Annotated in this window: 10 protein-coding genes, 1 tRNA gene and 1 pseudogene; 8 read left to right on the top strand and 4 right to left on the bottom strand. The window is 60.9% G+C overall.

Annotated features, from left to right (window positions below; translation table 11 throughout):
• Positions 1–299 precede the first annotated feature (299 nt).
• The 3 genes from FS320_RS07450 (at position 300) to FS320_RS07460 (ending at position 2074) form a co-directional block, all read left to right on the top strand.
• A complete protein-coding gene (locus tag FS320_RS07450; protein WP_152710456.1) occupies positions 300–1085 on the top strand; it encodes a Crp/Fnr family transcriptional regulator in 786 nt (261 codons plus the stop codon).
• Between the two features lie 106 nt (positions 1086–1191).
• A complete protein-coding gene (locus tag FS320_RS07455) occupies positions 1192–1476 on the top strand; it encodes a hypothetical protein (RefSeq protein ID WP_152710457.1) in 285 nt (94 codons plus the stop codon).
• Positions 1477–1627: 151 nt separating this feature from the next.
• On the top strand, positions 1628–2074 hold the full coding sequence (locus FS320_RS07460) for a hypothetical protein (RefSeq protein WP_152710458.1): 447 nt from the start codon (positions 1628–1630) through the stop codon (positions 2072–2074).
• Positions 2075–2143: 69 nt separating this feature from the next.
• On the opposite strand, the gene FS320_RS07465 is transcribed toward FS320_RS07460, so the two are convergent.
• Both FS320_RS07465 and solA read right to left on the bottom strand, forming a co-directional pair.
• Positions 2144–3262, bottom strand: a complete 1119-nt coding sequence (locus FS320_RS07465) for a branched-chain amino acid ABC transporter substrate-binding protein (RefSeq protein WP_152710459.1) — start codon at positions 3260–3262, stop codon at positions 2144–2146.
• Positions 3263–3293: 31 nt separating this feature from the next.
• Positions 3294–4433, bottom strand: a complete 1140-nt coding sequence (gene solA / locus FS320_RS07470; RefSeq protein WP_152710460.1) for an N-methyl-L-tryptophan oxidase — start codon at positions 4431–4433, stop codon at positions 3294–3296.
• A 446-nt stretch (positions 4434–4879) separates the two neighbouring features.
• Between solA and FS320_RS07475 the strand changes: the two genes are divergently transcribed.
• The 5 genes from FS320_RS07475 to FS320_RS07495 all read left to right on the top strand — a co-directional run bounded on the left by FS320_RS07475 (position 4880) and on the right by FS320_RS07495 (position 7249).
• Positions 4880–5362 carry a YidB family protein gene (locus tag FS320_RS07475; RefSeq protein ID WP_152710461.1) on the top strand — a complete coding sequence of 161 codons (483 nt, stop codon included), beginning with the start codon at positions 4880–4882 and terminating at the stop codon, positions 5360–5362.
• Between the two features lie 211 nt (positions 5363–5573).
• Positions 5574–5816, top strand: coding sequence for a hypothetical protein (locus tag FS320_RS07480; RefSeq protein WP_152710462.1), 243 nt, complete (start codon positions 5574–5576; stop codon positions 5814–5816).
• Between the two features lie 268 nt (positions 5817–6084).
• A complete protein-coding gene (locus FS320_RS07485) occupies positions 6085–6384 on the top strand; it encodes a hypothetical protein (RefSeq protein ID WP_152710463.1) in 300 nt (99 codons plus the stop codon).
• A gap of 125 nt (positions 6385–6509) precedes the next feature.
• Positions 6510–6773, top strand: a complete 264-nt coding sequence (locus FS320_RS07490; protein WP_338105304.1) for a hypothetical protein — start codon at positions 6510–6512, stop codon at positions 6771–6773.
• 385 nt (positions 6774–7158) lie between these two features.
• Positions 7159–7249 (top strand) — tRNA-Ser (locus FS320_RS07495).
• Between the two features lie 360 nt (positions 7250–7609).
• On the opposite strand, the gene FS320_RS07500 is transcribed toward FS320_RS07495, so the two are convergent.
• Positions 7610–8209, bottom strand: coding sequence for a hypothetical protein (locus tag FS320_RS07500; RefSeq protein WP_192926259.1), 600 nt, complete (start codon positions 8207–8209; stop codon positions 7610–7612).
• Between the two features lie 441 nt (positions 8210–8650).
• Positions 8651–9270 (bottom strand): annotated as a pseudogene (locus FS320_RS45845) (hypothetical protein); the annotation flags it as partial.

Raw genomic sequence — 9270 nt, forward strand, 5'->3', positions numbered from 1 at the left:
GCCTATGCCACCAACGCAGAGGCAGAGTGTGAAGGTGACAGAAAGAGCCTCCGGCATGATACTCTTTGGAGGCATGCCCGCCGGATCATGGCACAAAGCCGAAGCCTTCTCGTTTCCCAGTCACCGAAGAGTTGTTGCCCCGATCCCGACCTTTTCCTGCAAGGAGGCCTCATCAACGGGTGCGAAACGCCTGTTCATAAAGGTACGCCGAGATTGCACACTCTGAAGTTGTGTAACTATTATCCTATAGAGGTGCCCGGCTTCTTTCCCGGGGATCTGCAACGCGGTGATACCCTGCCATGAAGAATGGTACGAAGGCCGCCATTCATCGGACAAACCAGCTCCTCGCTGCTTTGGAGCCAGATGATTATTTGTGGCTCGAACCTCATCTCGAAGTCGTGGACTTGCCTCGGGGCAAGGTCGTCTATCAGACCGGCGAGTCGCTCCGATATTCTTATTTTCCCCATGACGCCGTCGTTTCCCTGGTCACTGTTCTGCGGAATGGCGGCTCTGTCGAAATGGCCGTGTTCGGGAGGGAATCCGTATTCGGCTTCGTGAGTGCGCTCGTCACCCGTCAATCCTTCGGACGTTACGTTACTCTGATTTCCGGAACAGCGTCGCGTGTTGCTTTGGATCGCCTGAGCGAGGCCCTTGAAAAGCGCCCGAAAATTCGACGTGTGCTGTTCCGTTACACGGAAGCCCTTTTGGCGCAGACCCTGCAAACCGTCGCCTGCAATGCGGTTCATAGCGTGGAAGCCCGGTGCTGCCGCGCCATCCTGAGCACCCGCGACCGAACCGACAAGGACGACATTCCCCTCACCCATGAAACCCTGGCAGAGATGCTCGGGGTTCAGCGCTCGACCGTGAGCAGCGTCACGAGCGCGCTCCAGCGGATGGGCCTGATCAGTCAGGGCCGTGGGACGGTCAGGATTACCGATCGGACCGGACTCGAGGAGACGGCATGCGAGTGCTACCACGCGATCCGTCAAAGTTTCGAGAGGCTCTTTCCGGGAGGCCCCGAGCGGGCTGAGCCAATGGCGAAGCCTCGCCCTGCTCCGGCAAAGAATCGCAACACGGCGAGGTGATCGGAAGAAAGATTTCTTCTGGTTTTGTCGGGTTCCCAACAGACGGGGGTATCCCTACCTTAGTATTCTTGAACTCTATTAACGCAAAGTTAATACGAGGGACGAGATGAACGATACTAAGTTTCATAACAATGAATCGAACAACGGGGCTCTCCTTCCCAGAATATATTCACCCACCTTCCAGCCGTTGCTTCAGTCCCTTCTCGCGACCTTGGCCGATATCGATTTCGACTACGAGCAGGAACGCGAGAAGCTGAGCATCAACTCACCGGACACCAACATCAAGATCCGCGCCCTCGAGAAGCTGAAAGCCCGCCACTACGAGCGCCGGCAGCCTTACATCCAGCAGCTCGCCATCCTGCAGAAACGCATGATGGAATTAAGAGCGTAGTCAAACGTCTCACTATTCGGCGCGATTGAAACGCCAGGCGTCGAGATCAAGAACAATATTCTTTGGGGCATAAGCACTCAACGAGTCAGGTCAGATGAGTGCGTTCACAAGACCTGAGCACACACCACCTGCTCACGAGGGATTGTAGCCAATGACTGAGGAAGAAATCGAAATCGTTGCGGAGGAACTGGCCAAGATCGGTGGCGTGACTTGGTATCCCGGACGTGAAAAGGGAACCCTGATGAGGGTCGTCTGCGACCGCTACCGCGATAGGGCCAGGGTGGCGATCGAAGCCCTTGATCGCTACCGGTCCGGTCGGCAAGCGTCTCTCTCGCAAGACAACGGACAGGCCGACAGACTCTCGACGAGCAGCAAGCCGCATGCCAAGACGCATGCATCGACTCATGACGAGATCAGACCTGGGACGACCGTCATATACCGTCCTCCGGGGGATCGGAGGGCCTATTCCTGCCGAGTCGTCGAGATCGAGGGCAACCGTGCGTACCTTGCCCCCATCCTTCGGGCCTGCACGGACTGGGTTTCCATCGAACACCTCGCCCCGGCGCAGGAACCCGACAAGGCTGCGGCCCGCGATTGAAGCATCTCCAAAGACCGTCAGGGCGGCTCTGTCAGGGGCCGCCCTCGCTTTGTCCGGCCAAGCCTCCCCTTACTGGGTCAGCTTGCTGTACGTGCCGCCCTTCCAGACATTGATGTTGTATTTCGGGTCCTTGATGTCGCCCTTCTCGTCGAAGGTCACCGGCCCGAGCACCGTGTCGACATTCGTACTGCGCAGGGTCTTTGCCACGGCCTTCGGATCCGTGCTCCCGGCCTTGCCGATTCCGCCGGCGATGGCCTGAACGGTCGCGTAGGAGAACAGGGTAAAGCCCTCCGGCACGAAACCGATCTGCTGGAACTGGGCCAGCGCCCCCTTGGCCGCCTCGCTGTCGCGACCGTCGGGCGGGAAGGTGAACAGGGTTCCGTCAGCCGCGGGACCTGCCACGGCGCCGAATTCCGGCGTCGCGATGCTGTCGCCCATCATCAGCTGGAATTTGTAATTCTGATCGGCGGCCTGACGCATGATGAGGCCGGCCTCGGTGTGATAGCCGCCGAAATAGAGGAACTCGACACCCTGGCTCTTGAGACGATTGACCACGGCCTTGTAGTCCTTTTCGCCGGGGTTGATACCCTCGTACATCACCTCCTTCACACCGGCGCCGTTGAGGGAGGCCTTCACCACATCGGCGAGTCCTTTGCCATAGGCGCTCTTGTCATGAAGAATGGCGATCTTCTTGGTTCCGTAGTTCTGCTTGATCCACGGACCGATGAACTTGCCCTGCGCATCATCGCGGCCATAGAGGCGCATGATGGTCGACCAGCCCTGCTCGGCCGCCTTGTCGGTCATCGCCGGATTGCTGGATGCCGGGCTCATCATCAGAACGTCAGCCTCGGCATAGACCTCGGAGGCCGGGATCGAGGAGCCGGAGCAGGCATGGCCGTCGACGAACTTGATGCCGTCGGCGATGATGCGGTTGGCGATGGCGACGGCCTGCTTGGGATCGCAGGCATCGTCATAAAGGACGACCTTGAGGGTCTTCCCGTTGACGCCGCCATTCTTGTTGATGGCCTGTGCCGCGAGTTCGGCGCCGTGCTTGAGCTGCTCGCCGATGCTGGCGACCGCACCGGTCATCGGTCCGGCCACGGCGATGGTGATATCCTCTGCGCGAGCAACCCCGGTTCCCGCCAGCAAGGCCAGGATGGACAGACGATAGGCGGACCCTCTCTTCATGGCAGTGCCTCCAGCTTTCTGCTTCGCCGCTTCAGGCCGATTGCCGCCGGAAGCGTTCGAGCTTGAAACGAGAGATGTCGTTCGCAGGCGTTTTTCCAAGGGCGAGGTCGGCCAGCACCTCTCCGATCACGCTGGCGAACTTGAAGCCATGCCCCGAACACGGCGAGGCCAGGATAATCCGCGGATCGGCAGAAGACCGATCGATCACGAAATCCTCGTCCGGGGTACGGGTGTACATGCAGGTCCGCATGGCCCGGAGCGGCCCGTTCGCCTCCGGCATCGCCAGGGCGAGCATGCGCCGGATCTGCGCCTCGTCGGCGGCTCCGCCGTCCTGGCTCAAATCGTCGGCCGACGGGAGATAGGCCCCCTTGCGGTGGGACGCCGTCTTGACGCCCGTGCCGGCGAAATCCGGAAAACCGTAGCAGGCATCGTCCTCGGATTCGAGAATGAAGACCGGGCAGCGATCCGGGGCGTAATAGGCCGGTTGCAGAGGCTCGAACCAGCCGAGCACCTGGCGCGTCAGCTTGAGATGCGGCTTCAGCTCGGGCGCGAAATCGCCGATCCAGGCACCCGCCGCAACGATCACGGACCCGGCCTCGATCTCACCGGCTTCCGTCCTCACACGCACGCCGGAGCCGAGCGGCTCGATGGCCAGGACACGTGTCCCCGTCCTGACTTCGGCGCCATGTCTTTCCGCCAGTCCGACGAATTGCTGGATGGCGAGCTCCGGCCGCAGGAAACCGCCTTCAGGCTGATACAATCCGGTCCAGTGGGGCGGCACCTTGAAAGCCGGAAACCGCCGGTTGATCTCGGCCGCGCTCAGGACCTCATGGTCGAGGCCATGCAACCTGGACGCTTCGAGGGAGCCCTCGACGATGGGGCAGCCGGGATAGCCTGCCTCGAGGACGCCGGTGACGGTGAGAATGTTGTGGCGGCAGAGCTGCTCCAGCTCGCGCCACTTCTCCATCGCGCGACGCGCCAACGGAACATAGGACGGGTGCTCGAAATAGGAGAGCCGGATGATCCGGCTCTCTCCATGCGAAGAGCCCTTGTCATGCCCCGGCTCGAATTGTTCGATGCCGATGACGCGCCGTCCCTGACGAGCAAGATTGAAGAGCGCGGCGCTCCCCATGGCGCCAAGCCCGATCACCGCCACATCGAACGTCGTCATCGACCTTACCTTTCAAGACCCTACCGAACACGGGCGCCTACATTCCGCAGCGAACAATGGTTCGTCAATCCGGCCCCCTGAGAGCCGTCCTGAGCATAGGTTACGGGCCTTAAGCGAAAGCCCCGCAGTTTCCTGCGGGGCCGACGAGCACACCTTAGATGGCGAAAAAATCCTTCTCGCTGATGGACGCGCCGGTGCTGAGCGCCGTGTCACGTGCCGTGCGCAGCCCCACACAAAACTGAATATCATTCCGCATCTTTATTTGATATCGCTCGCGGTCCGCTATCGGGATGAAGAATCCTCTGTCACCAGGCATCGCGAATAGACCCTGCCCTCCTCGGTGATTCATTCCGACCTATAATGGATCGGCAGGCTGCGGCGGGACGCAGATATTGGAACCCTTTTGACGCGGCTGCTGTTCTCGTGGATCAGACGAGGAGGAACACATGAGCCGAGGCTTTCCATCCATGACGGCCCTTTTGGGGCTTCTTGCCGTCGCTGGCTTCCAAAACCGGGATAAGATTGCTGAGATGCTCGGCGGCCTTACATCCAACCCAGGCGGGGCTCCGGGTGGCCCGGGACACCAACAAGGCGGCGCAGGTGGCCTAGGCGGTTTAGGCGGCCTGGGCGGCTTGCTTGGCGGCCTAGGCGGACAGAACTCCGGCGGTCTGCTGAGCGGCGGCTTGGGTGAGTTGGTCGACAGCTTCCGACAGAATGGCCAGGGCGATGTTGCCGAGTCCTGGGTTGGCACCGGCCCGAACAAGGAGGTCGCTCCACAGCAATTGGAGCAGGCGATCGGGCCTGACGTCTTGGCGGCTCTGACGCAGCAAACCGGTTTGTCGCGAGAGGAGATCCTCGCGCGACTGTCCAAGGAGCTTCCGCAGGCCGTTGATCAGTATACGCCCGAAGGGCGGATCCCCAGCGCCTGACCGAACCGCTTGGTCATTCGAAAGGTGAGCGCCGCCCATAAGGTCAACGGCGCTCATTGATACCGACCACGGCAGAGCGCCTCGGCTTTCTTGCAAGGCCGGGCGCTCTATCCTTTTGACCTGCCTCCTACCTCCATCGCCTCATTCCTGAAAGCCGGTAATCAGGTAGCCTTCCAGCGCTCTGTTGCGACGCGGAGCGTGGGAGGGGCTGATGCATACTGACCGCTTTGTCGTCTTCAAGTTTCAAGACGAGTGGCTGGTAACCTACGCAGACCGGGAACAGACGGCATTCGCAACGCGTCAGGACGCGGAACGGTCGGCTTTCGACGCGGCGGATACGCTCGCATCCAATGGCCATGCCGTTTCCGTGCTCATCATTCCGGATGTCTCGGAGAATGTCTCCAAACCCTATCCGCACATGGAAAGATCCATCCGGAAGAAGAGCCTGAATTAGAGCCGTCCTCGCTTCGACGCGGTCTCCCACCCTCTCTCGATCCCTTAGCCTCGCCTTCGAGCATTCGCTCGCTTGTGTGCCGGTAGTAGCGCATCGTGCGAACCTGGAGGTGCGCGTCAGCGAAATGTGGATCCGGTTGTCCGCGCGGGACGATGCTCATCTCAAGGGTTCAAGCATCGGATGGATCCAAAAGTGGTTTCCACTTTCGGGTCCGATGCTCTAGGTTAGGATTATACTGGATGTGCTCCTTGGGAGCGGGATGTCGGCGATGCTCTGGGCAAAGAAGGCAATCGGTCCCGCTGAATGGGGCCCGACTCAGGACCAGTTCGAAGAGCTTTTCGTCAAGCTCGGAAGCCCGAAGCAGATGATGCTCGCCGCTGCGTCCGACCCGACGTCCGGCCAATCGATCTTCCTCATGAGCCTTCCGAATACGACGTTTCTGGGCTCCTTTTCAGGCTTTGAATGCGTGACCGAGGAGGCACTGCCCTCGGAGGCTGCACTGCTTGTCGGTCACAACGACGAGTTGCTCAAGCACTTCAAATATCCGGCGCGAAGGCCGTTGTCTTAGGCCGAACGGTTCTTTTCCGCTGAACTTCCCCTCCTCAAGCAAGCCTTCGGCAAGCTTGGGCATTGGGTTGCCACAATTCGCTGCCAATGGCCGAGGTTGTTCGAGCCTTTGCAGTGGAGAGCATCGTGACCGCAGCCCACGATTTCGATGAGATGGTGGATCTACTCGCACTAAGCCGACCCTTCGAGCGATCGGCGGGCATGACCATGGCGTGCAAGATCGCGGCATTGCCGCTTCGGGATGCCATCACCCTGGTCGTCGAAGATTGGGCCGACGACAAGTTCAGGCAATTGAGTGCCGTCATCGTCAGGCGGTCGGCCCCGGCCATCCGCAGCTTCGAGGAGATCCGGCATCTCTACGAGACGGCCGAGATCGCGCCCGCGACATGAGCGAAGCGGGGTGACGCTCCCTAGGCACTCATGATGCCCTGCATTTGGGCTCACCGGCTCATATTTCACCACCCACCCCCCTTCCCTCCTGGGCCGGCAACCGCTTTGATGGGCTCGGCTCAGCGACCGATTGGAGGAACGGGGTGGAATTCAACGAAGCAAAGTGCTCATGTCCGAAGTGGTTTCCGGTCTTCCTTTCCGGCATCGGGCTTGCGAGTCTCGCCGTGTCCCATCTGTTCTGGTGAAACCCGCCCATCGCGTGCCTGGGGCGGCTTTTCCCTCTGCTACTGATGCGATCGGGCCATTTTGGACCTTGACGAAAAGACCCTGTTCGCGTCTATTGCGCCACCTGCGAAGCGGGATCTCAGATCCGGTCTTTTCGCCTGGAGACGTGGCCGAGCGGCTGAAGGCACTCGTTTGCTAAATGAGCATACCTCAAAAGGGTATCGAGGGTTCGAATCCCTCCGTCTCCGCCATTTGCCTTGCCTAAGCACTTGAACCTTTTAGAGTATTTTGGTTTGCATGGTGGCCGTCCCCACCGCTTTTCCCACCTTGGGCTCTCGGTTGCTCCTTCTGATCCGTGCTTTTCCGGCGAGCCTTCAAGCCCTCATCTGGGCCAATCACCAACGCTGTGACAATAGTGCCGGTAGCTCCTGAAAGGAGTGATCCGGGTGCTGTGACAATAGTTACAATAGGTCGGGTTTCAGGGGCTGTCGGCACAGTGGCGCTCGGCAGGCCGAGCGCCTCGCCCGCGCGTCAGGCCTTGGTCCGCAGGCGGGCTCTCCAACACATCAGCTCCGTTAGCTCCGATAGCTCCGTTAGCTCCGTTAGCTCCGTTAGCTCTGCAAAATGCAGTTTTGGGTTGGAGCCTTGCTACACTTGCTACGTTTGCTACGGTTGTAGGACCAAAGTATCACCTGAGGATTATTCTCATTGCGACCCGAGCTTTCGGAGTAGGAGCCGTCGCCCAGCGAACCGCCGCCACGCCCGTCGCTGCCGCCCGACATGCCGGTGTCGCCTGTGCCGCGCCCGTCGCTGCGGACGCCGTCAATGCCCAGGACGTTATCCCTCATCGCGCCGCGCGTGCTGGAGCGGGAGACGAGGCTTCCCCGCTGATCGTAGACGGAGCGGGTGATGCCCATGGCCTGATCGAAGCTGTCGACCACATCGGCATAGCCCCTGTTCGAAAACCCGAGGCCGCCGAAGGGGTCGTTGGGGCCGAAGGCATCGCGCCCGCCATAAGCGCCCGCATTGTCATGGATCACTCCGTCAGCCGTGCGCTGGGTCTCCCGGCCCGTGGCATTCGATCCAGCAGCGCGGCCAACCGGCCCCGGCGACCAGAAGTCCTCGCGGGCCATTGGCGCGGCCTGTTGCACGGCAGACTGTTGCACGCCGGGTCTGGCCACGTTCTGCGGCAGCATGGTCCCGCCGAGCAACTCAACTCGTTGACCCCGGCATTGCCCTTGAGCATCGTGCCGACGCCCGAGAGAGGCCGTGACGGCGGGATCGGGCCGACATTCGGGTTGCGCATCCCGACCTTGCCGGGGCGCTGCGGTGGCATCGGGCCTTCATAGTCGAAGTTGCCGATGGGATCGCGCATGCCCCTGGTGCCGAAGGAGTTGCGGCCCGCGAAGCCCTTGAGCTGGGCCATCGGTGCCTGACTGATGGGCTGCGGACTGCCATAGATGCTGTCCGCAAACGACGACGGCCCGTAATTCGAACCGAAATTGCCAGTGATTGAGGGGTCAAAAGGTTCATAGCCGAAGCTTTGATCTCGCCCCGCAGGCGAGCCGGGACCGTAGTAGTTGGGTCCCGTCATGACGTGGCCCGCCCTGCCGACAGGCATCGAGCCGTGCTTCCTCTGCAAGTCGCGCTGATCAGCGGCCCCGCCTCTTCTTCTTCGCCGCCTTGCGCTCGGCCCATTCCATGACGTTCATGTTTGACCGAAGGCTGACCGTGCCATCCGGCTGCTGCACGGCCTCGTAGGTCAGCTCCTGCGCGACCGGCTTCTTCTCTTCGACCGGCCTGAAAGCATAGGGGCGTGACATGCAACTATATCTCACTTCATCCGCCACATGGTCTTCGCCATCGCTGTTCAAATCCTCTGGTCGATCAGGATCGTGCTGCAACACGGGCACGGTGCGGATGAAATGAACGCAGGTTTCGAACACGTAAAACGCCGGGGTCCAATCAGGGACTGGGCCATCCTCGGTCCAGCCTTCACCGCGCAACCTCGATCTCAGTTGATCCCAGCCGCCCATCGCGCCCTTGGTGGCGACACGGCTGTTGTCGCCGCGCCGGATGTTGCGAATGCCGTTGACGACCATGCGCTCGGCCAGCGATGGGCCGCCGCTCTCGATGAACATTGACGGATCGACCACGACGTAGGCGTACTTGATGCCGTCAGACGTGTCGGGGATCGAGCGGGCTTTGATGCCTCGGGCGAACTCCTTGACATCGAGCTTGATGCCGACGTTGGCCTTGGGCTTGCCGGTGA

Source organism: Microvirga tunisiensis (assembly GCF_009296175.1).
In the GTDB taxonomy this organism is placed as follows: Bacteria; Pseudomonadota; Alphaproteobacteria; order Rhizobiales; family Beijerinckiaceae; genus Microvirga; species Microvirga tunisiensis.

Excerpts from the sequence above, each read along its gene's own strand:
- FS320_RS07480 (WP_152710462.1), top strand. The coding sequence starts at position 5,574 with ATGCATACTGACCGCTTTGTCGTCTTCAAGTTTCAAGACGAGTGGCTG.
- FS320_RS07460 (WP_152710458.1), top strand. The coding sequence starts at position 1,628 with ATGACTGAGGAAGAAATCGAAATCGTTGCGGAGGAACTGGCCAAGATC.
- FS320_RS07450 (WP_152710456.1), top strand. The coding sequence starts at position 300 with ATGAAGAATGGTACGAAGGCCGCCATTCATCGGACAAACCAGCTCCTC.
- solA (WP_152710460.1), bottom strand. The coding sequence starts at position 4,433 with ATGACGACGTTCGATGTGGCGGTGATCGGGCTTGGCGCCATGGGGAGC.
- FS320_RS07475 (WP_152710461.1), top strand. The coding sequence starts at position 4,880 with ATGAGCCGAGGCTTTCCATCCATGACGGCCCTTTTGGGGCTTCTTGCC.
- FS320_RS07485 (WP_152710463.1), top strand. The coding sequence starts at position 6,085 with ATGCTCTGGGCAAAGAAGGCAATCGGTCCCGCTGAATGGGGCCCGACT.
- FS320_RS07465 (WP_152710459.1), bottom strand. The coding sequence starts at position 3,262 with ATGAAGAGAGGGTCCGCCTATCGTCTGTCCATCCTGGCCTTGCTGGCG.
- FS320_RS07455 (WP_152710457.1), top strand. The coding sequence starts at position 1,192 with ATGAACGATACTAAGTTTCATAACAATGAATCGAACAACGGGGCTCTC.